The sequence below is a fragment of the Paenibacillus sp. NPDC058174 genome (assembly GCF_042883865.1).
Lineage (GTDB): Bacteria > Bacillota > Bacilli > Paenibacillales > Paenibacillaceae > Pristimantibacillus.
Map to the genome: position 1 here is coordinate 169,093 of NZ_JBHVUY010000006.1, position 24,026 is coordinate 193,118.

The 24,026-nt window shown below is 53.9% G+C and carries 22 protein-coding genes; 20 read left to right on the forward strand and 2 right to left on the reverse strand.

Going from position 1 to position 24,026, the window contains the following annotated elements:
- The first annotated feature begins 205 nt into the window (after positions 1-205).
- The 5 genes from ACFVVF_RS24030 (at position 206) to ACFVVF_RS24050 (ending at position 4,857) form a co-directional block, all read left to right on the forward strand.
- Complete coding sequence (locus ACFVVF_RS24030) at positions 206-964, forward strand: DeoR/GlpR family DNA-binding transcription regulator (RefSeq protein WP_387815008.1); 759 nt, start codon at positions 206-208, stop codon at positions 962-964.
- 154 nt (positions 965-1,118) lie between these two features.
- Entirely contained in the window at positions 1,119-1,847 is a 729-nt protein-coding gene (locus ACFVVF_RS24035) for a (Fe-S)-binding protein (RefSeq protein WP_387815010.1), read from the forward strand.
- Positions 1,844-3,373, forward strand: coding sequence for a LutB/LldF family L-lactate oxidation iron-sulfur protein (locus ACFVVF_RS24040; RefSeq protein WP_387815012.1), 1,530 nt, complete (start codon positions 1,844-1,846; stop codon positions 3,371-3,373). Before ACFVVF_RS24035 ends, ACFVVF_RS24040 begins: the two co-directional genes overlap by 4 nt.
- Positions 3,366-4,094, forward strand: a complete 729-nt coding sequence (locus ACFVVF_RS24045) for a LutC/YkgG family protein (protein ID WP_387815014.1) — start codon at positions 3,366-3,368, stop codon at positions 4,092-4,094. The genes ACFVVF_RS24040 and ACFVVF_RS24045 overlap by 8 nt, the downstream gene beginning before the upstream one ends.
- Before the next feature lie 49 nt (positions 4,095-4,143).
- A complete protein-coding gene (locus ACFVVF_RS24050) occupies positions 4,144-4,857 on the forward strand; it encodes a FadR/GntR family transcriptional regulator (protein ID WP_387815016.1) in 714 nt (237 codons plus the stop codon).
- 1,114 nt (positions 4,858-5,971) lie between these two features.
- Here ACFVVF_RS24050 and ACFVVF_RS24055 read toward each other — a convergent pair.
- Positions 5,972-6,925 carry a J domain-containing protein gene (locus tag ACFVVF_RS24055; protein ID WP_387815018.1) on the reverse strand — a complete coding sequence of 318 codons (954 nt, stop codon included), beginning with the start codon at positions 6,923-6,925 and terminating at the stop codon, positions 5,972-5,974.
- Between the two features lie 229 nt (positions 6,926-7,154).
- On the opposite strand from ACFVVF_RS24055, the gene coaBC reads away from it, so the two are divergent.
- The 12 genes from coaBC (at position 7,155) to spoVM (ending at position 20,247) form a co-directional block, all read left to right on the forward strand.
- On the forward strand, positions 7,155-8,369 hold the full coding sequence (gene coaBC, locus ACFVVF_RS24060; protein ID WP_387815020.1) for a bifunctional phosphopantothenoylcysteine decarboxylase/phosphopantothenate--cysteine ligase CoaBC: 1,215 nt from the start codon (positions 7,155-7,157) through the stop codon (positions 8,367-8,369).
- On the forward strand, positions 8,366-10,861 hold the full coding sequence (gene priA, locus ACFVVF_RS24065) for a primosomal protein N' (RefSeq protein ID WP_387815022.1): 2,496 nt from the start codon (positions 8,366-8,368) through the stop codon (positions 10,859-10,861). Before coaBC ends, priA begins: the two co-directional genes overlap by 4 nt.
- 40 nt (positions 10,862-10,901) lie before the next feature.
- Complete coding sequence (gene def / locus ACFVVF_RS24070) at positions 10,902-11,390, forward strand: peptide deformylase (RefSeq protein WP_387815024.1); 489 nt, start codon at positions 10,902-10,904, stop codon at positions 11,388-11,390.
- Between the two features lie 4 nt (positions 11,391-11,394).
- Positions 11,395-12,348: a methionyl-tRNA formyltransferase gene (fmt, locus tag ACFVVF_RS24075; protein WP_387815026.1), complete on the forward strand. Its 954-nt coding sequence runs from the start codon at positions 11,395-11,397 to the stop codon at positions 12,346-12,348.
- Positions 12,345-13,910 carry a 16S rRNA (cytosine(967)-C(5))-methyltransferase RsmB gene (rsmB, locus tag ACFVVF_RS24080; RefSeq protein ID WP_387815028.1) on the forward strand — a complete coding sequence of 522 codons (1,566 nt, stop codon included), beginning with the start codon at positions 12,345-12,347 and terminating at the stop codon, positions 13,908-13,910. Before fmt ends, rsmB begins: the two co-directional genes overlap by 4 nt.
- Before the next feature lie 104 nt (positions 13,911-14,014).
- Positions 14,015-15,061, forward strand: a complete 1,047-nt coding sequence (gene rlmN, locus ACFVVF_RS24085; protein WP_387815030.1) for a dual-specificity RNA methyltransferase RlmN — start codon at positions 14,015-14,017, stop codon at positions 15,059-15,061.
- A 6-nt stretch (positions 15,062-15,067) separates the two neighbouring features.
- Positions 15,068-15,844 carry a Stp1/IreP family PP2C-type Ser/Thr phosphatase gene (locus ACFVVF_RS24090; RefSeq protein WP_387815032.1) on the forward strand — a complete coding sequence of 259 codons (777 nt, stop codon included), beginning with the start codon at positions 15,068-15,070 and terminating at the stop codon, positions 15,842-15,844.
- The gene (pknB, locus tag ACFVVF_RS24095) at positions 15,841-18,018 is read left to right on the forward strand and encodes a Stk1 family PASTA domain-containing Ser/Thr kinase (protein ID WP_387815034.1); all 2,178 of its coding nucleotides are present in this window, start codon (positions 15,841-15,843) and stop codon (positions 18,016-18,018) included. Before ACFVVF_RS24090 ends, pknB begins: the two co-directional genes overlap by 4 nt.
- Positions 18,005-18,931, forward strand: coding sequence for a ribosome small subunit-dependent GTPase A (gene rsgA, locus ACFVVF_RS24100; RefSeq protein WP_387815036.1), 927 nt, complete (start codon positions 18,005-18,007; stop codon positions 18,929-18,931). The genes pknB and rsgA overlap by 14 nt, the downstream gene beginning before the upstream one ends.
- 4 nt (positions 18,932-18,935) lie before the next feature.
- Complete coding sequence (gene rpe / locus ACFVVF_RS24105; RefSeq protein ID WP_387815038.1) at positions 18,936-19,580, forward strand: ribulose-phosphate 3-epimerase; 645 nt, start codon at positions 18,936-18,938, stop codon at positions 19,578-19,580.
- Positions 19,581-19,591: 11 nt separating this feature from the next.
- Complete coding sequence (locus tag ACFVVF_RS24110) at positions 19,592-19,891, forward strand: hypothetical protein (RefSeq protein ID WP_387815040.1); 300 nt, start codon at positions 19,592-19,594, stop codon at positions 19,889-19,891.
- Between the two features lie 275 nt (positions 19,892-20,166).
- A complete protein-coding gene (gene spoVM / locus ACFVVF_RS24115; RefSeq protein WP_010345573.1) occupies positions 20,167-20,247 on the forward strand; it encodes a stage V sporulation protein SpoVM in 81 nt (26 codons plus the stop codon).
- Between the two features lie 109 nt (positions 20,248-20,356).
- On the opposite strand, the gene rpmB is transcribed toward spoVM, so the two are convergent.
- Positions 20,357-20,545, reverse strand: a complete 189-nt coding sequence (rpmB, locus tag ACFVVF_RS24120) for a 50S ribosomal protein L28 (protein ID WP_015845317.1) — start codon at positions 20,543-20,545, stop codon at positions 20,357-20,359.
- A gap of 398 nt (positions 20,546-20,943) precedes the next feature.
- On the opposite strand from rpmB, the gene ACFVVF_RS24125 reads away from it, so the two are divergent.
- Genes ACFVVF_RS24125 through ACFVVF_RS24135 form a run of 3 tightly spaced genes read left to right on the forward strand, consistent with a single transcriptional unit; the run spans position 20,944 to position 24,026 of the window.
- The gene (locus tag ACFVVF_RS24125; protein WP_042160150.1) at positions 20,944-21,303 is read left to right on the forward strand and encodes an Asp23/Gls24 family envelope stress response protein; all 360 of its coding nucleotides are present in this window, start codon (positions 20,944-20,946) and stop codon (positions 21,301-21,303) included.
- Positions 21,304-21,332: 29 nt separating this feature from the next.
- Entirely contained in the window at positions 21,333-23,138 is a 1,806-nt protein-coding gene (locus ACFVVF_RS24130; protein ID WP_387815043.1) for a DAK2 domain-containing protein, read from the forward strand.
- 33 nt (positions 23,139-23,171) lie between these two features.
- Positions 23,172-24,026 (forward strand): DegV family protein, encoded by an 855-nt coding sequence (locus ACFVVF_RS24135; RefSeq protein WP_387815045.1) that lies wholly within the window; start codon positions 23,172-23,174, stop codon positions 24,024-24,026.

A 24,026-nucleotide genomic window follows, 5' to 3' on the forward strand; every position in this document is an offset into this window, starting at 1 on the left:
TCATAGACTCATATAAAGGAGTGCCGATTTCGATCGGCATTCCTTATGCTATTGAGGCCTTTAACAGCTCAATTTGTACGTTTGGCACAATTTGCGTTGTATATAAGCGGGATAGGCATTAAAATATCGGTATGTATTGGAAAAGTTATGTGCGGCTGGCGGCGTTCCGGCTGCCTTCACATTATGAGTTGAGGAAGAGGTTGCGATGCTGGTAGCGGAACGTTACGAAAAAATAGTTCAGTTGGTCAATGAGAGGAGCAGCATCCGGGTATCCGAGCTCAGCGAGCTGTGCGGCGTAACGGAGGAGACGATCCGGCGCGATCTTGATCGTCTGGAGCAGGCGGGAAGGCTGCGGAGGTCGCATGGCGGGGCGGTAAGCGTCAGAGAGCAGCAGCCGGAGACGCCCTATGCTGAACGCGAAATTATGCACGCGGAGGAGAAGAAACGGATTGCCCAAGAGGCGCTGTCCTTCATTCAGCCGAATGACCGCATTTTGCTCGATGCCAGCTCTACCGCTTGGTATATGGCCTCTAATTTGCCGGACATTCCGCTTACCGTGCTGACCAACTCGATTAAAGTGGCAGTGGAGCTGAGCGGCAAGGAGAAGATCGAGGTTATCTCGACAGGCGGTCTGCTGGCTTCGCGTTCTCTGTCCTACGTTGGTCCGCTTGCTGAGCGCTCGCTGGATGCCTACTATGTGAATAAGCTGTTTCTCTCTTGCAAGGGCGTGCATTTGGAAAAGGGCATCAGCGAATCGAATGAGCTGCAGGCGCGGATCAAGCATAAAATGATCGGTATTGCCGATCAAGTCATTTTGCTGGCCGATGCGAGCAAATTCGGTGTGCAGGCCTTCACTCATGTTGCGGATTTAAGCGATGTGAATGCGATCATTACTGACCGGAGAATACCGGATGCGATTGCGGCACAACTGAAGGAACGAGACATAGCGGTAACAGCCGTGTAATGTGAAAATAATAAAAGTGCGGCGGTCGGGTAACTGCAAGCCTTTCTTTTTGGGGAGGGGTCCCACCGCACGCTATTATATAGATTTGTAAGCGTTTTGATTATTTTTTGCTCAACTTGTCTGATAACCTGATAATAAGCGGGGGGTATTTGCAATGAAGGTGTCTTTATTTATTACTTGTTTAAGCGATGCGATTTATCCGCGGGTTGGGGAAGCGATGGTGCGATTGCTCGCCCGTTACGGCGTTCAGCTGGATTTTCCGAATGTGCAGACCTGCTGCGGCCAGCCGGCCTTTAACAGCGGATATTGGAAGGAAGCCAGAGCGACTGCGGCGACGATACTCGATGCTTTTGAGGACAGCGATTTCGTTATTTCTCCTTCGGGCTCCTGTACGGGAATGATCCATCATTATCCAAAGCTGTTCGAGAATGATCCTGTCATGCTGGAGAGGGCGCGCAAGCTGCAGAGCAAGTCTTATGAATTCACGCAGTTCCTCGTTCAAGTGCTTGGTGTGAAGGATGTTGGCGCGGTTTTCCCGCACAAGGTAACGTATCATCCTTCCTGCCACGGCAGCCGGCTGCTCGGCGTGAAAGAGGAGCCGCTTGAGCTGATGCGCAACGTACAAGGGCTAGAACTTGTGCCGCTGCCTTTCGCTGAGGATTGCTGCGGCTTTGGCGGCACATTTGCGGTGAAGATGGCCGATATTTCCGGCGCGATGGTGACGGAGAAGGTCGATCACGTATTAGAGACGGAGGCAGAGGTGCTCGTCGGATTAGATATGGCGTGCATGATGAATATTGCGGGCAACCTGCGTTTCCGCAACGAGCCGGTGAAGGTGATGCATCTGGCGGAGCTTTTATATGAAGGGGTGAAGCAGGCATGAGCACGACGTCAACGGGAATACCGTCTACAGTTAAGAAGCGCGCCGATCTGGCGCTAAATGATGAGTTTTTGCGCAAAGCGGTCAAGTTTACGACGGAACGGCTTCGCAATGGTAAAATCAATGCCGCGCAAGAACACGGAAATTGGGAGGAATGGCGGGAGCGGGGCCGGCAAATCCGATTGCATACGATCGCCCATCTCGATTACTATTTGAACTTATTCGCTGATAATGCAAGAGCCAATGGCGTTCATGTTCACTTTGCCTCCACTTCGGCGGAAGCGGTTAAGCTGTCGCTAGAAATCGCGCAGCGCAAGCAAGCGAAATCGGTCGTCAAGTCGAAGTCGATGGTGACCGAGGAGCTTCACTTGAACCATGAGCTGGAGGGAATTGGTGTTGAAGCGATCGAGACCGATCTGGGCGAGTATATCATTCAGCTTGCGGGGGAGACACCTTCCCACATTATCATTCCTGCGATTCACAAAAACCGCTATCAAATCGCCGATCTCCTGTCCAAAGAGGCTGGGGAAACATTGGAGCCGGATACTTCGATTCTGGCGGGCTTCGTCCGCAAAAAGCTGCGGGAGAAGTTTTTGGAGGCGGACATCGGCATGACCGGCTGCAATTTTGCCATTGCGGAGACAGGCTCCATGGTGCTGTTCGAGAACGAGGGCAACGCTCGTATGGTCACAACGGTGCCGAAGACGCAAATTACGCTTATGGGGATGGAGCGGATTATTCCTTCCTGGGCTGATCTTGAAGTTATGGCAACGCTGCTGCCGCGCTCGGCAACCGGACAGAAGCTGACTGTCTATATGTCCGGCATTACTGGCCCGCGGAGAGAGTCTGATGCTGACGGTCCAGATGAGATGCATATCATTATCGTCGACAACGGCCGTTCACTGCAGCTTGGCGATCCAGAGTTCCAAGAGTTGTTGAACTGCATCCGCTGCGGCGCTTGCTTGAATGCTTGTCCCGTATATCGGCATATAGGCGGTCATGCTTACGGCGGCACCTATAGCGGACCGATTGGCGCGGTGCTGACGCCAGCCCTGCAGAAAAATGTCGCGGAGTGGGATGATATCGCCAATGCGTCCAGCCTTTGCGGTGCCTGCTACGAGGCATGTCCAGTCAAAATTCCGCTGCATGAGATGCTCATTTATTTGCGCCGCAGAAAGCAGGAGGGCGGGCATGGCAATGCGGCTGAGTCAGCTGGTATGAAAGGGTTTGCCGCTGTGCTGGGAGATGCAAAGCGTTTCCGTGGCGTATTGCGGCTCGGGAAGCTCGGGCAGAAGCTCGTCGTACGGAATGGGGAAATCCGTACGAAATTTGGTCCGTTGAAGGGCTGGAACAGCTACCGCGTTACGCCAAGCTTGCCGAAGCGGTCTTTCCGCGAGCAATGGGGAACGCTTGAGGAAGAGCTGCGCCACGGCCTGCGTGAGATGGACCCTGCTATGCAAAGCCGCATGGAAGCGATCGCGAAGGAAAGAAAGAACGGAACTGGAGGAGGTCACGGACATCATGGCTGATACACATCAACAATGGCTGGAGCAGCGAGCGGCGGAATCCCGCGCGAAGCAGGAAGCCTTCATGAACGATATTGCAGGCAAATTGAGAAGGCCTCGCGTTTTGGAGAAGCCAGCGCATCCTTTTCGCGGTGCGCCTGATTTCTGGAAAGCGTATGAATGGTCGGTGGAGGAACGCGTAGAGCGGTTCACCGGCAATTTCAAAAGCGCTGGCGGGCATGTGGAATGTTTGTCCGATATGGAATCGGCCAAGCAGTTCATTGCAGCGAAAGCTGGGGAGCTGGGGGCGCACTATGTCATCCGGCAAAATCAGCCGGAGCTGAATGAGCTTGGGCTGGAGGCTGCGCTGCCGGGCGCAGAAGTATCGGTATGGAACAGCGATTCTGAACAATATTGGAAGGCGCGCGCGGCGGAAGCGGATTTTGGCATCGTTGTTGCGGACTATGCTGTGGCCTATACAGGTTCGGTTACAGTACTGTCCTCCAAGGACAAGGGACGCTCGGTCAGCCTGCTGCCAACGGTGTTGTTTGTAATAATTCCGCTAGAGCGGCTTAAAACTCGGCTCGGTGAAGTGCTTGTGGGCTTCGACGAAGCGGGGCGGGAGCAGTTGCCGGCTGGCATTCATTTTATTTCCGGACCGAGCCGGTCCGCTGATATTGAGAATGACCTGACCATCGGCGTGCACGGTCCTGGCGTCGTCTATGCGCTCATAGTCGGTTCGTAATCTGGCAATGCTGCTGTGCCGCATGTTAGAGTGAGGAGGGAGGGACGCAATGCAGGTAACGAGGCTGACAAAGAGAAACCACTATGAAGAAATAACGGAGCAAATTAAACAGCTTATTATAGACGGAAATTTAAAGGTTGGAGATAAGCTCCCCTCAACAAAAGAAATGTCGGAGCGTTTTGGCGTTGGCCGATCGACGACAAGGGAGGCGCTCAGCGCATTGAAGGCGATGGGGCTGATCGAAATTAAGCAGGGTGGAGGCTGCACCGTTATCGGCAGCTTGCCTGTGCTGTCCGAGGTTGAGCTGCCGGAGCTCCGCTCGCTGCGGATGAACCGCGAGACGCTGCTGGAACTGCTGGAGGCGCGTCAATCGCTTGAAGTTTCCAACGCCTCAATCGCCGCCGTGAAACGTTCCGAGGACGATCTGTCCACTCTCCGCGCTATTGTGAATGACATGAAGCTGGCAGTGGGCGATGATGTGGAGGGCGAGCGAACCGATCTTCTCTTTCATGCGGCATTGGCCAAAGCAACAGGCAATTCCATTATGGTGAGATTGTTCGAGAGCATTACAAGCCAAATGGAAACGGCCATCCACGAGATTCGGCGCGTCGAACTATACGCCAACCGCTCCGTCGCCGAAAGGCTTTTTGAGGAGCATCTGGCGATCTTTGAAGCGGTGGCAGCAGGTGATGGAGATGCCGCTGCGAAGCGCATGAAGCAGCATCTGGATCATGTTGAGCGGATGCTGATGAAATACGTTTAGTGGATGGAACCGCCTAACGGGCGGGCGCTGGTTCACAGCGCTTGGTCGTTAGGCGGTTTTTTTTGCGGCGGGGCTATTATGTGAGTTATTTGCTGGGTGTTATCAGGAGGAAGACGGGGGGCTCACATTGAGCTCGCCTGTAGCAATCCGTATTGGCCATATAGTGTAATGCTAATGGCAGCGTTCAGTAGTTCAAGCTGGCTGGTGGTGGTGCAGGGATTGCAAAAGTTAGTTGGCGGTACAGTGACGGTTGGTTAAATGGACTTCTGTTGGCGCTAGGAGATAGGGTAGTTGAGTAAACAGTGAATTTATGTGGTTCTGCAGAATAGCGAAGCGGATTCGCAAAATAGCGAACCTTCCTTCGCAGTGTTCGGCAATTACGAGACTGATTCGCGTATTGTAGAGCATTAGCGAATCTAGCTTCGCAATCGGTGAACTTAGGTTCTCGAGTAGCGAAAGTAACTTCGCTGTAGCTTGTGCAGCCTACGTTCCGGCTGGCTACAGCGAAATTGGCTTCGCTAAAAAGCGAAGCTGGTTCGTTAGCTGGACAAGTGCGCAGCGAAAGTGGCAGACATTAGTACGGAGTAGCGTAGCCGCTGAAGTGGGGGACGTGTAGGGCATTTGAGTAGAATAGAGAAGCTGCGCAAGTGGAGGATGTAGCAGAGTTGTGCGTAATAGCGAAGCAGGTTCTCAAAATAGCGAACCCTCCTTCGCAGTAATCGGCAATTTACATGGCAAATTGGCGTGTCGTGGAGCATTAGCGAACCTAGCTTCGCAATTGGTGAACTTAGGTTCACGAGTAGCGAAAATAACTTCGCTATAGCATGCGCAGCCCACGTTCCGGCTGGCTACAGCGAAATTGGCTTCGCTAAAAAGCGAAGCAGGTTCGCTAACAGGGAGAGCAGGGATAACTGGAGGGCGTTAAGCAAAATAGCGGGGCAAGTTCGACAGTTTAGCTAAACAAGCAGTGAAAGTGGTGAACATTTGCGCGGAACAGCGAATATGGACAAATGAGCAGCGTCGCGGGCGTTGAACAAAATAGAGAAGTCAGTCGCCCCAACTAAAGCATAAAAAAATCCCGCCAGAACGGCATCAGCCGATCGGCGGGATTTCGTTATTTCGCGGCTAGGAAGCGTTCGATGAAGGCGAGCGCCTTTTCCGACTTGTCGGAGGTGGCGCGGATGCCGATGATGAAGTGATCTCTTCCTACGACCGGAATGTTCTTAACCAGCGAGCTGCCGGAAATGTCAATGCCGTATACATGCTCGGCCGTATCTTCTTCCGTCTTGTACTTGAAGGCAGCATTCGTCTGGAACGCATCCTTCACCCTGCCGGAGGCAATGTCGTCCATACTGAGGAATGCACCTTGCGGGGCAATCCAGTTGAACGTCCCTTTGTCCAAGATGTAAATGTCCGGCTTCTCAGTTGCGAGCATGACCATGGCTTTTTGCTGCGAAGCCATGTCCATCTGGTCCTTGGCTTCCATTGCAACGTAGGTGAAATTTACTTTAAAACGCTTCCAATCCGGGAACTGGGCAAGCAGTGCCGTTTCGATCTGCTCTTCTGTACTCGTTTTGTTATCCTCTGAATTCATAAAAAACTCACCGATATACATGACCGACAGGTCAACGGGAGGAAGACTTGCCAGCCGGGCTTGCTCTTCCCGATGGTCAATGTAAAGCGTTACGGCGTAGATGATCAGCGCGATGAGCGCGATGCCGCCAAACACATGGAATTTGTAATAGCGCCAGAAATGATCAACTTTCTGAGCTGTCCCTGCCATTTGTTTGTATTTTCCGTATTCCTGCGCATTAAATTGCTCGGCCGCCACTTTGTCCTCATATTCCAAAATAAACCGGTAAGCGCGGGTTACCGTTTCGAAATCGGGATTGCCTGTCTGTTCCCTGGCTGTCTCTGCGCCTGGCGCTTCGGTGGAACGTACGGCGTCCTGCTGCTTTTGCCTGGAGCGCTCCTGACGCATCAAAACCATGTAGCGCTTTTCCACTTCTTCTTTGGATGCATGCTCGGGAAGGCCCATCGTCTGGTACGCTTGCTGCAATTCGTTCATGGGGATTCACCTCTGTCTATTTTAGGGGGAGATCGATAATTCCTACACTCTAGTATACGGATTTAGATGAGAGATTTCCAATCATTCGGGCCGCAAGATTAAATGAATGCCAGACATCGCGTTCGGGCTACAAAACGAGGGTCCTTATGGTATGATAGGAAAAAGCGCGAATGGGCTCGCAATAATCAGTCAATACATAGATTAACAGCTTAATAACGGGGGCTATTATATGTTAAAAGGCAAAACAATCATATTGGGCATCACCGGCGGAATCGCAGCTTATAAGGGAGCGGCGCTTTGCAGCAAGCTGGTGCAGGCCGGCGCAGACGTTCATGTCATTATGACGGAGTCTGCGGCCAAGTTTATTACTCCGCTTACGCTGCAAACGTTGTCGCGTCATCCCGTCTATATCGATACATTTGAGGAGCGGGACCCGTCTGTGGTCGCTCATATTCATCTCGCCGATCATGCCGATTTAATCGTGATCGCACCGGCAACGGCGAATGCAATCGGCAAAATCGCGAACGGCCTTGCTGACGATATGCTCAGCACTACGATGCTGGCAGCGACTAGTCCGGTACTCATCGCCCCGGCGATGAATGTTCACATGTATGAGAATCCGGCTGTCGTCCGCAATCTGGAACTGCTTGCGGAGCGGGGCATGATGTTTGTCGAGCCGGGAACGGGGCAGCTGGCATGCGGTTATGTAGCCAAGGGGCGACTCGCCGAGCCGGAGGACATTGTGAGGGCTGTGGAAGCTTTTTTTGCCCAAGGCGATACGCTGGCTGGCAAGCGCGTGCTGGTAACGGCAGGGGGAACGGTGGAACGGCTTGATCCCGTCCGTTATTTGACCAATGATTCATCGGGCAAAATGGGCTTTGCTATCGCCGAAGCCGCGAAAGCGATGGGAGCGCAGGTTACGCTGATTGCCGGACGCACGTCCGCTCAGCCGCCTGCGGGCGTTGAGCTTATCCGGGTAGAATCGGCGCAGCAGATGCTGGAGGCTGTTACAGAACGCTACGATACGGCGGACATCGTCGTAAAAGCAGCTGCCGTTGCTGACTACAGGCCCGTGAAGCAGCACGGGCAAAAGCTGAAAAAGAACGGCGAAAGCTTAACGCTGGAGCTGGAGCGGACGACCGATATTTTGCAAACGCTTGGTGAAAAGAAAACGGGGCAGCTGCTGATCGGTTTTGCTGCCGAGACGGAAGATGTAGAGCGGTATGCGATGGACAAGCTGACGCGGAAAAACTGCGACCTTATCGTCGCCAACGACGTTAGAGCAGAGGGTGCTGGCTTTAACGGCGACACCAATATTGTTCAGTTGTACGGGCCGGAAGGTCTAATTGAAGCGATGCCGATGCTGTCCAAGCGCGAGGTCGCTCAGCGGCTGCTTCTTCATGCAGCGAATAGATTGGCTGTGACGCGGGGGCGGAAGGAATGATTGCCAAGGTTATCGTCGATGTGCCGAGCCGTCAGACGGACCGGCCCTTCGATTACGAGGTGCCGTCTGCTATGCAGGACTGGATTGAGGTTGGAAGCCGGGTAGGCGTGCCGTTTGGCGGACGTGTTCTGCAAGGCTTCGTCATCGGCTTTGCTGAGACGGCCGGCATTGATGCTACGCGGATCAAGCCGCTCTCTGAGCTGCTGGACCCGGTGCCGCCGCTGCTGCCGGATCTGATCGAGCTGGCAGAGTGGATCAGCGACAAGTACTGCTGCTCCTGGATTGCTGCATTGCAGGCAATGATACCTGCAGCACTGAAAGGCAAGGCGCAGCGGCTTATCAGCTTGAACGCGGATGAGGCCGAGGAAGGTGACGGCTTAACTGCTTTACTGCCAGCCGAGCTGACCGAATGGTTAGCCAAGCAGGGGCAGGCGAAGCTGGAGACTGTACAGGAGCGTTTCCCTCAACATGCAGCTGCTGTGAAAATGGCGCTCCGCGAAGGGCTGCTTCAGGAGCAGGCATCGATTCGCGACCGGCTGGCGGTACGCAAAGTGCTGACCGTCTTCCCGCCGGATGATCGTACTGCCGCCGAGGAGGCGCTCGCCGCTTTCCCGGCACGCGCAGCGAAGCAGCGGGAGCTGCTAGCATTCATGCTGGAACGCAATGAGCCGATACCGCTGGCCGTGATGCTGGCAGAAGCGGGCGGATCGCCGGCAAGCGTCCGTTCACTGGCGGACAAAGGGCTGCTCGGACTGCGCGAAGTCGAGCAGCAGCGTGATCCGTACGCCGGACGTGAGTTCCTGCATACAGAACCGCTGCCGCTAATGGAAGGGCAGCAAGCCGTCTACGAGCGGATTGCCGCATCCGTCAGCCGGGGCGAGCCGCAGGCGCTGCTGCTGCACGGCGTTACGGGCAGCGGCAAAACCGAGGTTTACTTGCAATCCATTCAGCACTGCCTGGAGCTCGGGAAGCAAGCGATCGTGCTGGTGCCAGAAATATCGCTGACGCCGCAAATGGTGGAACGGTTTAAGGGCCGCTTCGGCGATGCGGTAGCCGTTCTGCACAGCCGGCTGTCGAATGGCGAGAGGTATGATGAATGGCGCAAAATAAGAAGCCGCCGCGTCCAGGTCGCGATTGGAGCGAGATCTGCGATCTTTGCACCTTTCGAGCGAATTGGGCTTATCATAATAGATGAAGAGCATGAATCCTCCTACAAGCAGGAGGAAAGTCCGAAATACCATGCCCGCGACGTTGCGGTGAAGCGTGCGAGACAGCATGGCGCAGCTGTAGTTCTGGGCTCGGCTACGCCGTCGCTGGAATCGTTCGCAGCGGCAAGCCGGCCGCCTGCGCCGGGACGTGAATCAGGATTGCTGCCGATGCCGAACCGGGTCGGCGACCGTCCGATGCCTCCCGTCGATGTGATCGACATGCGGGCTGAGCTGCAGGAGGGCAACCGCTCGATGTTCAGCCGCCGTCTGCATACAGCGCTGGCCGAGCGGCTGGAACGCGGCGAGCAATCCGTGCTGCTGCTTAACCGCCGGGGTTACTCCACGTTTGTCATGTGCCGCTCTTGCGGTTATACAGCCGCTTGCCCGCACTGTGATATTTCACTGACGTATCATCAAAAAACGCGTGCTTTGCGCTGCCACTACTGCGGACACGCCGAGCTGGCGCCGAAAAACTGCCCCTCCTGTGAAAGCGAGCATATCCGGTATTTCGGCACCGGCACGCAGAAGGTTGAGGAGGAGCTGGCGAAGCTGTTTCCCGGCATTCGCGTCATTCGTATGGACGTGGACACAACGACGGAAAAAAATGCGCATGAAAAGCTGCTGAAGCAGTTCGGCGACCGGGAAGCGGATGTGTTGCTGGGTACGCAAATGGTTGCCAAGGGACTTGATTTTCCATTCGTGACGCTTGTTGGCGTTATCGCGGCGGACACTTCGCTGAACCTCCCCGATTTCCGTGCTGCGGAGCGCACATTCCAGCTGCTGACGCAGGTAGCCGGCCGGGCCGGGCGCCATCATCTGCCGGGCGAGGTTGTCGTTCAAACCTATACACCGGAGCATTATGCGATCATGACGGCACAGCATCACGATTACGATGCATTTATCCGCGAGGAGCTGAAGCACCGCGGCGTAATGGGCTATCCGCCGTTTTGCCGCCTTGTGCTCGTTACGATGTCGCATGAGCAGCTGGCGCAGCTCTCCTCGGTAAGCGAGCAGTTCGCCTCCCGTTTGCGCGAGCTGGCAGCCGGAGAAGGCGTCCTAGATTCGTTGGATGGCGGATCTAAGCGTGCATTAGAGGTTCTGGGGCCTGTCTCTTCGCCAATTTCGCGAATGAAAGATCGCTACCGTTTTCAAGTTGTGATAAAATATCGGGGAAACATTGATGTGCCGGAATTACTCCGGAAGGCGACTGCTCCTTTTCTGGAGGGGCCTCAGCAAAAACAAGTGTTGTTCAGCATCGATGTTGACCCTCAGGTCATCTTATAAACTAAATACCATATACGGTTATAAAGGAAGGGAACTATTCATGGCTATTCGTATTATTGTTAAAGATCCAGATCCGGTACTTAGAGAACCGGCTAAAGAAGTAACGAAATTCAACTCCAATCTTCAAAAGCTGCTGAAAGATATGGCAGAGACGATGTATGACGCTGACGGCGTAGGTCTTGCCGCTCCGCAAATCGGCATCTCCAAGCGTGTTATCGTCGTTGATGTCGGCGATGAGGAGTCCGGCTTGATCGAGATGGTCAATCCAGTCATCGTCGAGCAGGAGGGCGAACAATTCGGGCCGGAAGGCTGTCTCAGCATTCCAAATCTGAATGGCGACGTAAGACGGGCAGACCGGATCGTCGTGAACGGTCAATCGGCTGACGGCACGCCGTTTACGGTGGAAGCGACCGGTTTTCTGGCGCGTGCTTTCCAGCACGAAGTCGACCATTTGAACGGTATTTTGTTCACTGACCTTGCCGAGAACGTCTACGACATTTCGGAAAGACAACGCAAAGGCGGCGAGTAATCAAATGCGTATCGTATTTATGGGCACGCCTGATTTTGCCGTGCCGTCCTTGCGTCTGCTGATGGAGCAGGGCTATGAGGTCGTTGCCGTAGTAACGCAGCCGGACCGGCCGAAGGGCCGCAAACGGACATTGACGCCTCCCCCGGTAAAAGAAGCGGCACTCGGCTACGGCTTGCCGGTGCTGCAGCCGGAGCGGATGCGCAGTGAAGAAGCTGTTGCAGCCGTGGCAGCATATGAACCCGAACTGATCGTAACGGCTGCATACGGACAGATTTTGCCTAAAGGCGTGCTGGAGCTGCCAAGATTGGGCTGTATTAACGTACACGGCTCCCTGCTGCCGAAATACCGCGGCGGTGCTCCGATCCAGCGTTCCATTATGAACGGGGAGAAAGAAACCGGCGTTACGATTATGTATATGGCCGCAGGACTGGATACGGGCGATATGATCAGCAGAATTGTGCTGCCGATTGAGGATGAGGACACGTCTGGCACGATGTTCGAGAAGCTCAGCGTTGCCGGCGCCGATCTGCTGGGCCGCACGCTGCCTGCTATTATAGCAGGCGAGGCGGAGGCTGAAGCGCAGCAGGACGAGCTTGCTACTTACGCGCCGAATCTGACGCGCGAGGATGAGCGGATCGACTGGAGCCGCTCGGCTCGGCAAATCTATGACCAGGTAAGGGGTCTATCCCCGATGGCTGGCGCATTCACGATGCTTCAAGGCGAAGTGTTCAAAGTATGGACCTGCGCCAAACCGGACAATGGCTCCGCCGGAAGCAACGGAGCAGCTGCGGGTACGGTGCTGGTAGCTAGCGATAAAGGCATCACAGTGCAGACGGGCAGCGGCGTGCTGCTGCTGCAAAATATTCAGCCTTCCGGCAAACGGGTAATGGCCGTATCCGAATGGCTGAAGGGCTCGAAGCTGGAAGCTGGAACCGTATTTGGCGGTGAAGCGCAATGAGCGGCGGAGAGCAAAGGAACGGCAAGCCGAGCGGCGGAGCTAACGCCGCCCGCCCTGCAGGCAGCAAAGGCCGCAGTCATGCTGGCGCTGGACAAGGGAAGGGCGGACAGCGCGGCGGGCAAAGCCAGGGCAACGGTAATGCTCGTCGCGATGGAGCCCGCGGACCAGGCCAGTCCCCGCGTACCGGCCGGGCGCCGCGCACGCCGCGGGAGCTGGCTCTGGACACGCTGGTTAAGGTTGCTGAAACCGGCGCATACAGCAATCTGCAGTTGAATCGCGCCCTTCAGGACGCACAGCTGCAGCGCGCAGATGCGGCACTAGCAACAGAGCTTGTATACGGTACGATTCAGCGGCAGCTTACGCTGGACCATTGGCTGAGTAAGTTTGCCGCCAAAGGTTTGCACAAGCTGGAGCCGTGGGTGCATCAGCTGCTGCGCATGAGCGCTTACCAGCTGCTGTATCTCGATCGAATCCCGGCCCATGCAGCGGTGAATGAAGCGGTGACGATCGCCAAACGGCGCGGACACCAAGGCATCTCGGGAATGGTCAACGGCATTCTCCGCAGCATAGACCGTAATCGGGCTGAGCTGACTGCATCAGCGATTAACGATAAGGATCCGGTCGCGAGAATCGCGCTGCGCCACTCTTACCCGGAGTGGCTGGTGCAAAGATGGATTACGGCTTACGGCGAGGAAGCAGCCGAAGCGATTTGTGCGGCAGGCAATGAGCCTCCTCACGCCAGCTTGCGGATCAACCCGCTGCGCGGAGCGAGGGAAGAAGCGCTCCGGCAATTGACGGAGCAAGGCTTCGACGCCTCTGCCTCCGTTATTGCCCCGGCGGGCATTGCGGTTCGCCGCGGCGGCAATTTGGCCGATACGGAAGGCTTTCGCGAGGGCAAATGGACAGTGCAGGATGAGAGCTCTATGCTCGTAGCCGAGGTGGCTGCGCCGCAGGCGGGTATGCAGGTGCTGGACTGCTGTGCTGCACCTGGCGGCAAGTCGACGCATTTGGCCGAGCTTATGGAAGGCAAAGGCAAAGTATGGGCCAATGATCTGCATCCGCATAAGCGGCCGCTAATCGAAGCGCAAGCGGAACGGCTTGGGCTGGACAATATCGAGGTCATCACCGGCGATGCTGGCGCGCTAGATGAGCGTTTTCCGGAGTCCTCTATGGATGTAGTCCTGCTTGACGCGCCATGCTCCGGCTTTGGCGTCATCCGGCGCAAACCGGAGATCAAATGGACGAAGACAGCCGGCGACGTTGCGGAAATTGCAGCGATTCAGCGCAGACTGCTTCGCACGGCGGCCGGTCTGGTTAAACCGGGCGGGACGCTCGTCTACAGTACTTGTACGATCGAGAAGGCGGAGAATGAGCAGCAGGTTGCGGCATTTCTGTCCGAGCATTCCGAGTTCGAGCTGGATGCCGGCTGGCCGGAGGCCGTGCTTCTTCCGCTTCGGCAAGCGGGAGCGATTGACGATAGCTTCGCGGGACAAGCGCAGCTGCTGCCGCAGCATTTTGACAGTGACGGCTTCTACATCGCCCGCATGCGCAAGCGCGCCTAAGCCGTTTGTGGCTGTACATGGGCGTTTGTGGTAAAATAAATCATCAGCGGAGCAGGCTTTGCCTGCCATCCGCGCCAATTCAGAGTCAGGTGTGATAAAAAACGATGAAACCTATTATTTATGACTATACGCTGGAACAGCTTCAAGATTGGATGAAAGAGAACGGGGAGCCGGCATTCCGCGGCGGTCAGCTGTTTGATTGGCTGTACGTGAAGCGCGTTAAGAGCTTTGACGAAATGTCCAATTTGTCAAAAACGCTGCGCGATAAGCTGGAGAGCCATTTCCAATTTGTGACGCTGACTGAAATTACGAAGTTCGAATCGAAGGACGGCACCGTTAAGTTTCTGTTCGGGCTGCATGACAACCATGCAATCGAGACCGTAATTATGCGTCATGATTATGGCAACAGCATTTGCGTTACGACGCAGGTCGGCTGCCGGATCGGCTGTACGTTTTGCGCATCGACGCTTGGCGGCTTGAAACGGAATTTGACCGCAGGCGAGATCGTCGCTCAGGTTGTAACTGCCCAGCAAATGCTGGACGCAACGAATGAGCGCGTATCAAGCATCGTAATCATGGGTTCTGGCGAGCCGTTTGAGAATTATGACGCTACGATGGCTTTTCTGCGTATTATGATTCACGAGAAGGGTCTGAACATCGGACAGCGTCATATTACCGTCTCCACGAGCGGTATCGTGCCAAGCATGTATAAGTTCACGGAAGAAAACACGCAGATCAATCTGGCGATTTCGATCCATGCGCCGAATGACAAGCTGCGCTCGAAGCTGATGCCGGTTAACCGCCGCTTTCCTTTCGAGGATGTTATGGCTGCATGCCGCAACCATATTGCGAAGACAGGCCGCCGTATTACGTTTGAGTACGCGCTAATCGGGGGTGTGAATGACCGTGCTGAGCATGCGCAGGAGCTTGCGGATGTGCTGCAAGGGATGCTGTGCCACGTTAACCTTATTCCGGTCAATCATGTGCCGGAGCGCAATTACGTTCGTACGCCGCGCGAGGATATTTTCGAATTCCAGCGCATTCTGGAACGCAACAAGATCAACGCAACGATTCGCAGGGAACAGGGCCATGATATTGCCGCAGCATGCGGTCAATTAAGGGCGAAACATATGGAGTCCACGACGGGGTGATGACGGTTGTTAATTACGGCAAGCCGAAGTGATATTGGACGTATTCGTCAAATTAACGAAGACCGCTCTTGGGTAGGGCAGCTGGCAAACGGCATTACGCTGGCGATCGTTGCTGATGGCATGGGCGGTCATCAGGCGGGTGACGTCGCCAGCCAGCTGGCTGTCAATTCTTTCCGCGATTCGATGGAACAAAAAGCGGGTAAAGACGGATTGACGCTGCAAGAGGGGAAAATGCTCATTCGGCAAGCGATTGTCGGAGCCAATGACGTTGTCTACGATATGGCTTCCCGCAATGAGCAGTACTACAATATGGGGACGACTGTCGTCGCGGCGATGCTGATTGGCATGGAGACGATTATCGGCCATATTGGCGACAGCCGTGTGTATCATATTGCCAAAGGGAGCATTATGCAGCTGACCGAGGACCACACACTGGTAAACGAGCTGTTCAAATCCGGCCAGGTCAGCGCGGAGGAAGCCGCTAATCATCCCCGCCGCAACGTAATTACCCGTGCAGTAGGAACGGACGCTCAGGTGGAGGTCGATGTTCTGACGACTATTCTGGAGCCGGACGATGTTCTGCTGTTATGCAGCGACGGCTTGACCAACATGGTCAATGACGAGTTGATTTTGCAGACTGTTCAGGAAGAAGGTCTGAATCTGTCCGAGAAAGCGGAGCGCCTCATCCAACTGGCGCTTAGTGCGGGCGGAGACGACAATATTACCGTCGTGCTTATCCAGGATACCGCGGCCGCTTCGAACCAAGGAGGTGACATCGGATGATCGGACATGATCTTGGCGGACGCTACGAAATATTGACCCGGATCGGCGGAGGCGGAATGGCGCTGGTGTATAAAGCGCATGACGTCTTGCTGAACCGGAACGTTGCAGTTAAAGTGCTGCGGCAGCAATTCGTCCATGACGAGGAGTTTATTCGCCGGTTCCGGCGCGAGGCGCAGTCGGCGGCGTCGCTCTCGCATCCTAACGTTGTCAGCATCTATGATGTCGGGCAAGAGGACGATACGCATTATATCGTCATGGAATATATCGAGGGCCATAATTTAAATGAAATTATTCAAGAGCGAGCGCCGCTGCAAACCGATGAAGCGGTGCGAATTGCCGTGCAAATATGCGATGCACTTGACCATGCGCATCAGAACCATATTATTCACCGCGACATTAAACCGCATAATATACTGATCGGCAAAAACGGGAGAGTAAAGGTAACCGATTTCGGCATTGCACGGGCTGCCACAGCATCGACGATTACGCAGACGGGCTCGGTTATCGGCTCCGTTCATTATTTTTCTCCCGAGCATGCTAAAGGCGTTAATACGGGAGAGAAATCCGATATTTATTCGCTTGGTATTGTCATCTATCAGATGCTGACCGGCAAGCTGCCTTTTCTGGGAGAAAGCCCGATCAGCGTGGCGCTCAAGCATTTGCAGGAGGATTTTGAATCGCCGAGAGCCGTCAATCCGCATATTCCGCAAAGCGTGGAAAATATCATTCTGAAGGCTACGCGCAAAAATCAGTCGGAGCGCTACAACTCCGCGCATGAAATGCTGATTGACCTGGATTCCTGCCTGAAGCCGGAGAGACTGAATGAGCCAAAGGCGTCGTTCATCAGCGACAGCGATATGGATGAGACGCGCGTCATGCCGGCGATACGCGGCGATTTCCGTCCGTCTCCACCGACTCCGCCACCGCCGTCTATATCCCCGCCACCGCCGGTTGAAAAGCTGGAGCGGGACCGGTCGTCGGGGCAGCAGAACGACATCAAGCGGAAGGAAGAGACCGCTGCGACTAAGAAGCCGATGAGCTGGAAGCGGACTACGTCTATTGTTGTCGTTACGCTTGTTGCGCTGGCGTTAATCGTCTGGGGCTTCACTGCCGTATTGAAAAAGCTGGACGTGGCAGAAGTGAAAGTTCCTTACGTAGTTGACAAGCAGTTGAAAGAAGCGAGAGAAATGCTCGAGGCTGCCGGGCTGAGCGTCGAGGACCCGGTTACGGAAGAGTTTAAGGCGGACATTCCAGCCGGACAGGTTTATGAGCAGACGAAAGCCAATATGCTGGTGAAGAAAGGCTCATTTATCCATCTTTCCGTCAGCAAAGGCGCAGAGCTGGAGAAGCTTTCTGATTACAAAGGCCAGAAGCTGCAGACGGCCAAAGACGAACTTTCCGCACTTGGCGTCGATGTAGAAGACCGTTCTGTATTTAAAGTAGAAGAATTGTACAGCGATCAGGATGTCGGTACGATTATTAACCAGACTCCTGCAGCGGGTACTGAATTTAATCCGAAGGATGTTCAGTTTACCTTTATGGTCAGCAAGGGCCGTGAGACGTTCCCGATGCCGAATCTGGTCGGCAAAACCGTTGCTGAGGCGAAAGATGAAATAAGAGCATATGAGCTTGTGCTGAAAAATGAAGATATTTTGTATGAGTCAAGCTACGAAGTGAAAAAAGGAATCGTCATTGATTCCGATCCATACAAGTACAAAGACCCTGTGTCGAAAGGCAGTAAGATATCCATTCGGGTCAGCTCGGGTCCTCCAGCGGATGCGAAGGAGCATCAGTTCAACATTACGATCTCGCCAACGCTGGCGGGTAAGACGAGTGAAATCCGGATCGTTTATTCCGATGCACTAGGAGAAACGGTGGAGTGGGGCAAACGGCAAATTCAAGAGACACAAACGTTCCCCGTCAAGGTGCTCTTAAAGCCGGACGGTGAAGCGACGGTATTCGTCTACCGGGATGGCCAATATGTCGATAAGAAAACGAACACGTATGCAGAAATTACTAAAGGCTCTGGATCGACAACCATAACAATACCGGGAGCGGACCCGACTCCTCCTCCAGTAATAGATGTGCCTACCGATACCGATCCTGTAGAAACGCATGGACTGCAAACCGGCACTAACGACGGAGATGGAGAACATACAGATGAGCAGCACTAATCAGTTGAAAGGCCGTATTGTAAAAGCGCTTAGCGGTTATTATTACGTACTTCCAGCAGAGGAAGGTCCTTCTGGTCAGACGGTGCAATGCCGCGCTCGAGGCGTATTTAAGAAAAAGGGAATTAATCCGCTCGTCGGCGACGAGGTCTATTACAGCTTAACGGAGAACGGTGAAGGAACGGTGGAGGAAATTTTGCCCCGTTCCTCCGAGCTCATTCGTCCGCCTGTCTCCAACATTGATCTGGCGATTCTGGTCTTCTCGGTTACTGAGCCGACTTTGAATCTGCAATTGCTGGACAAGTTTCTTGTTCATATCGAGCATACGGGAATTGAAGCTGTTCTTTGTCTCAGTAAGCAGGATCTGGAGAAGGACGGCAGCGAGACGAAAGAGGCATCGGAGGCAGCTGCCGCCGTTAACCGGATTTATTCGGCCATCGGCTACGAGGTATACGGCACTAGCTCACGCCTTGGCGAAGGCGTTGAGGCGCTGCATGAACGGCTGCAAGGCCATCTTGCTGTATTCGCCGGGCAATCCGGTGTCGGCAAGTCCTCGCTGCTCAACGCAATCGTACCGGGCCTTGAGCTGGAGACGAATGCGATCAGCAATCGGCTTGGCCGGGGCAAGCATACGACCCGTCATGTAGAGCTGATCGAAATCGGCGGTGCTTATGTAGCGGATACACCGGGTTTTAGCCAGCTGGATTTCGCCGAGCTTGGCATCGAGGATCTCGGCTATTGCTTCCGCGAGATGCGGGAGCTGTCGCCGGATTGCAAGTTCCGGGTTTGCACCCATGTGCATGAGCCTGGCTGTGCCGTACTGAAAGCGGTCGAGGAAGGGCGGATCGAACAAAGCCGCCACCAACATTACTTGCTGTTTATGGCGGAAATGAAAGAGAAAAAACGGAGGTACTAACCTAATGGCATTAATCGCACCTTCTATTTTGTCGGCGGATTTCTCCCGCCTGGGTGAGGAAATCAAGGACGCAGAGCGGGCAGGGGCTGATTGGATTCACGTTGACGTGATGGACGGCTTGTTCGTTCCCAATCTGACCTTTGGTCCTCCGGTAATTAGCGCTGTACGTTCTGCAACGAAGCTGCCGTTCGATGTGCATTTGATGATCGAACGCCCTGAGCTGTCCATTGCGAGCTACGCAGCTGCTGGAGCGGACAGGATTACGGTGCACGCGGAAGCCTGCCTTCATTTGCATAGAACGATTCATCAAATAAAAGAACTGGGCCTGCCAGCAGGCGTTGCGCTTAATCCTGCAACGCCAGTATCGGTGCTTGATTGCATTATCGATGATCTGGACCTTGTATTGATCATGACGGTCAATCCGGGCTTTGGCGGCCAATCCTTCATTCCTCAATCGCTGCAAAAGCTGCGCCAGCTGCGCCAGCTGCTGAGCGAGCGCGGTCTGGACCATGTGCATGTACAGGTGGACGGCGGTATAAACAGCGAAACTTCTAAGCTGGTATCAGAAGCGGGGGCGAATGTCCTCGTTGCAGGAAATGCCGTGTTTGGCGAAAGCGACCGCGCTGCAGCAATTGCGGCACTGAGATAGGAGGCGGACCTGTGGCGGAGCCTATGGATTTGGACTTGGATGAGTACGAAGAGCCGAGATGGAAAACCGTGCTTTGGATTTTACTTTATTCACTGGTATGCGGCTTACTTCTTATGGCCTTTTCGCTTATCGCGTCGATCGTAAAGTTTGTTTTTTCGCTTGCGGCGTTGTTTTTGATTATCCGGTTTTTCAAGCGTTACGAGCGTTGGGGCGCAAGGGGCGCCTTCATTGCATTAACGGTTGTCTTTTATTTCTTGTCAGCGGTGATAGCGGCTTTCTTCATTTATATGCAGCAATATGGCGGCCAATAGGGAAGGGTAAAAGCGGGCGTCTGGCAATGGAATAGGACGACTGTACGCCGCATAGGATGGTTACATGAACGAAGGTTCGTGTAGCCATTTTTTTATGGGGATAAGCAAGCTTGAAATCCGGTATGATCTGCTTGTAGTTCACAGGCTGCACCTGGCTTCGCCGCCAAAGGACGATGCATAGCGCGGTTTCAATCGGCTGTTCAGGCCATTGCCGATGAAGAAAGGAAATGACGTTTAAATCAACGTTTCGACGAGTGTCTGGGGAGGGATGGGGCATGAAATTTTACACGATCAAGCTGCCGAAATTTTTGGGCGGATTCGTCAAAGCCATATTGAATACGTTCCAAAAAAACTAGGTACGCAGTAGCAGCCTCCATCGAATGATCGTGGTCATACGAAAAAAAAGCACCTGAGTTCAGGTGCTTTTTGTCTACCGCCGGAAAACTCCATGCGGATGCTGTTATACTATACGCGAGTGACTTTGCCGGATTTCAGCGCGCGAGTGCTGACGTAAACACGTTTCGGTTTACCATCAACCAAGATGCGAACTTTCTGCACGTTTACACCCCAAGAACGACGGTTTTTGTTATTCGCGTGGGAAACGTGGTTGCCTGTACCAGGCGATTTGCCTGTAATGAAACATTTGCGGGACATGAGTACACCTCCTTCAAAAGCCTACTTCGTTAGCATGCGCTTTAAGTTTTGCTTCTCAGTGCTTGCGCTCATCGTTCAGAACGACTGAGGCAGCTGCTGCAGCAAAAATGTTTGGTTGCATAAGCGGTAAAGTCCGTGCGTGCTGCATTCCAATCTAAAGCAACCATGGCTTGTATGAGCCGTAATAAAGCCTACACATAAACACACTTGAATATCGTATCACAATTATGATGGCTCAGCAACTTAAAAGTACGTAAACGGCGAACATTTTCCGAGGCCGGCGTCGACTTTTTCAGATGATAGATGTCATGGTTTTACATGCCGCCCTTCTCTATCCGTGCCGTTTATAGTACAATGGTTTATAGTCCATAATATATACCGTAAAGGAGTGTATTTCCATGCCACTGCAGCTTAGCACTGAACTTGGCCAAATATCCGTAACCGATAACACCATCGCCGTCATAGCAGGCTCCGCAGCCATGGATTGTTATGGACTTGTCGGAATGGCGTCCCGCAAGCAACTGAAAGACGGCATTGCCGAGCTGCTCGGCCGGGAGAATATGTCGAGGGGCGTCGAGGTTCGAAGAGACAACGACAGTCTGCAGATCGATCTGCACATTATTGTGAGCTATGGAACGAAAATTTCCGAGGTGGCCCACAATATTCAAACCAAAGTTAAATATGTTCTTAATGAGGTTATCGGTTTACAAGTGGATCAGGTTCATATATTTGTACAGGATGTCAGGGTAATAACTTAGTAGCATAGTAGCAGGAAGGGGAATTTTCGTTGAGTAAGCGCTCCATTAACGGATCTGATTTTACCGCCATGGCACTGCTCGGTGCGGAAATGTTGCAGCAAAACGTAGACCGGGTAAATGCATTGAATGTGTTTCCGGTGCCAGACGGGGATACGGGAACGAATATGAATCTTACGATTGCATCGGGGGTTCGTGAGCTGCGAAGCAAGCCTTCGGAGCACCTTGGCAAGGCAACTGAGGCTATGTCCAAAGGACTTCTTATGGGAGCAAGGGGCAATTCCGGGGTTATTCTATCCCAGCTGTTCCGCGGCTTCTCCAAAGCGCTCGCTGGCCTGGAAGAAGCAGGTACGGCGCAAGTTGCTGCCGCATTCCAGCAAGGCGTAGACATGGCTTATAAAGCGGTGGTCAAGCCGGTAGAGGGCACCATTCTGACGGTTGCCAAAGAAGCTGCCAAGCATGCGGTTCAGCATGCCCGCCGTACGAATGATGTTGTCGAGCTGATGCGCGAGGTGCATGCCAAGGCGCATGAGGCGCTGCAGCGCACGCCGGATTTACTGCCTATATTAAAGCAGGTTGGTGTCGTCGATTCCGGCGGTCAAGGGCTTGTCTTTATTTATGAAGGATTTGTCCGAAGCCTGACTGAAGGCAGTCATTCGCAAGATGCATATCCGTTTCAATCAGAGGCGGCAGCGCCTGAGGAAGTTGCTGCAGCCCAGCCAATCGTGGAGCCTAGACGTACACCTTCGACGTCCCCGGCATCAGCGCAGTCGCGCCTGTCTACGGAAGGTATTGAGTTTCTATATGATATGGAATTCTTTATTAAAAGGAATGTGAACGGGAATACTGCGCCGTTTTTTGATGAATACGCTTTCAAAAAGGCGTTGGAGAAAGACGGCGATTCCATTCTTGTCATCGTCGAGGACGATATCATTAAAGTGCATGTCCATTCCCGCAGGCCGGGAGATGTGTTCAACCTAGCTTTGCCATACGGTGAGCTTACTGATATGCACATTCTGAACATGCGCGAGCAGCATCGTGACCTGCTGACACAGGAGGGAGACGCTCCTTCATTTGCGGCTGTTCCCGAGTATGCGCTTAGCGGCGACATTTCCTCGGCGCAGCTGCTGGCCGGCACGGATTCGCAGCAGGTGGTGCCTCCGGGCCAAGTCCATGAATGGGCGCCATTTGGTATCGTTGCGGTTGCGATGGGAGAAGGCATTTCGAATATTTTCCTTAGCAATGAGGCTGATATCGTTCTCTCCGGCGGACAGACGATGAATCCGAGCACGGAGGATTTTCTGAAGGCGATTGAATCCTTGCCTGCAGAGCACATTTATTTGCTGCCTAATAACGGCAACATTATTTTGGCTGCCGAGCAAGCGGCTGAGCTGAGCGAGCGGAACGTGACGGTTATTCCGACAAAGACGATTCCGCAAGGGCTGTCGGCTATACTAGCCTTTAAGGAAGACGAGTCGGCGGAACGCAATGCCGCCTGGATGAAGAACGCGGCGGAGCAAGTGCTCTCCGGTCAAGTTACCCACGCTGTGCGCGATACTTCGATTGATGGCGTGGAAATCCGAGAAGGCGATTATATCGCCATTAAGGAAAAAGGAATTATCGCCGCATCGAAGGAATTGCAGCAGGCATGCCAGCTGCTGATCGCCAGCATGATGGAGCAAGGCGGCGATCTGCTCACCGTGTTGACGGGTGAAGATGCGGAGGATGCCGACATCGGTGCGCTTAGCGCCTGGATGGAAGAAACGTATCCGGACGTCGAGCTGGAGCTGCTTGAGGGCGGACAGCCGCTTTATCCGTATTTATTTGCATTAGAGTAAGGTTTTCTTTTTGATTATAAAGGGGGATGGCTTATGGGGAAAATTCGAATCGTTGTCGACAGTACCTGCGATATTCCGCTGCCAGTTCGGGAAGAGCTGGGGATTGAAATGGTGCCGTTAAAGGTGCTGTTCGGCGAGGAGACGTATTTGGATTATGTGACAATCAGCTCTGAGCAATTCTACGAGAAGCTGGCTGCATCGTCGGCACTGCCGACAACCTCCCAACCGTCTCCGTCCGAATTTCAAGCCGTCTATGAGCGCGTGCTTCAGGAAGATCCCGGTGCATCCATCATTTCGATCCATTTATCGGGCGCGGTCAGCGGCACTTATCAGTCTGCGGTCATCGGCAAGTCGATGCTGGAGGACGAAGCGGACATAACGGTCTATGACAGCAAATCAGCTTCCTACGGCGCTGGAATGCGCGCGGTAGCTGCAGCGAGAATGGCGGCGGCCGGCCGTTCGAAAGAAGAGATTATTGCGGAGATCGAGCGCCTGGAGCGGGAGACTCAGCTGTATTTTCTCGTTGATTCGCTGGAGTATTTGCATAAGGGCGGCCGGATTGGCCGGGCTTCGGCGCTCATTGGCTCGCTGTTGAACATTAAGCCGATTCTGTCGCTGGACAAAGGCGGTACGGTCTACTCGGTAGACAAGCAGCGCGGGACGAAGAAGGCAATACAGCGTATTATCGATATGCTGGATCAGTCTTTTGGCAGCGATCCCGTGGCGATTACGATTGCCTGGACGCAAGGAGATGCCATCGCAATGGATCTGTGCGAGCAGGTGAAGAACAAGTTCAATGTGCAGTCGGTTGATTTTACGACGATTGGGGCGGTTATCGGGACGCATGTCGGTCCGGGTACTTCTGCCGTGTTCATGTATAGAGTGTGA